Raw genomic sequence first — 1,208 nt, 5'->3', positions numbered from 1 at the left:
CCGGGACTTTGAAGGCCGCCGCGCCGTCCTGGCCGCCGCTGTAGTTGCCGAAGGTCATATGCGCATCGCCGCCGCTGGCCTTCTCGGTGAAGGCGACGTTGGCGACATCCGACCAGGATTGCATGGCCAGTGCGGCCTGGGCTTTCTGCTGGCTGTTGAACTGGCTGAAGCCCGAGATGCCATGCTTGTTCAGCGTGCTCGAGGAGGCCGAGGTCAGGAAGGTGTATGTCAGGTCGATCTTGCCGTTGCCGTCAAAGTCCCGGTAAGCGGCGCCATCGCGCAGCAGTTGGGTGGCCGCCTGGTCAACGGAATAAGAGGGCTTGCCATTGATCGTGAGGTTGCCGCCACGGTCGTACAAATGACTGAAACTATCAATTTGCGTATACGCAGTGCTGGCTTGCGCGGCAGATACAATAGCCTGGTCTTTTACTTTTGACATAAACGTACTTCCTTGTGTGCAAGTGCATCAGTCTTGGGTCGATAGGAACCTCGCTGGCGAGATCGTCCTATCACTCGCCTCTTTTGAAGGCGTCACGAAACTGACACAACTTGAAATCTTTCGTCTACATCTATTTGTGCAGTAAAACCGACCATTCAGCAACTTAAGCAAGTCGTGTGCAATGTTTGCAGGGGGCTAGTTGCTTTTGTCCTACAAAAAGCAGCGCGCTGTTATTTAAATATTAAATAGCGGTAAAGCCGCTCAACTTGAGCGGCGCACTTATTTAAATGGATCCAATATATTGTTACGGTGTCATTGGCGACATTAAAGAGCCACCACCTTTATAAATACACAGGATTATCGGCAACTGTTCCAGCCCGCCTGGCGCAATGCCTGCAACAGTGTCTCGCCGTCCAAACCCGGCACCAGCACCCCGTCATCGGTGGTCATGCTTTCACCGGCCAGCATGGCATTGATGATCGCCTCCTCCACCGCCTCCGCCGCCGCGAGGAACAACGGGGAAATATGATCGTTATTGACCATCTGTAACGCGGTGCTGAACGCCAGGTCCTTGCGCCCGTAATCCGCCGGGGGCAGCGCCTGATTACCCGTGGCGAAGGCCAGGAATAGGTCGCCGCTGGAATCCTCGGTACCGCCGCCGGTGCGCGCAATCCCGATGGACGCGCGCTGCGCCAGGCGTTTGCATTGATGGGGCAACAACGGCGCGTCGGTGGCCAGGATCACCACGATCGAGCCCATGCCCGGCGTG

1 protein-coding gene and 1 pseudogene are annotated in these 1,208 nt (G+C 56.5%); both read right to left on the bottom strand.

The window, feature by feature from the left end; genetic code table 11:
- Positions 1–439 (bottom strand): annotated as a pseudogene (locus L9Z73_RS30805) (serine 3-dehydrogenase); the annotation flags it as partial.
- A 357-nt stretch (positions 440–796) separates the two neighbouring features.
- The coding region (locus tag L9Z73_RS30800; protein WP_247408748.1) for a P1 family peptidase at positions 797–1,208 on the bottom strand (412 nt) is incomplete at its 5' end.

Origin of the sequence: Pseudomonas emilianonis (assembly GCF_023072625.1) — a bacterium.
GTDB classification, from domain to species: domain Bacteria; phylum Pseudomonadota; class Gammaproteobacteria; order Pseudomonadales; family Pseudomonadaceae; genus Aquipseudomonas; species Aquipseudomonas paraveronii.
The sequence above is the reverse complement of the archived record's forward strand: the minus strand, read 5'-3'. Positions and strand labels throughout refer to the sequence as shown.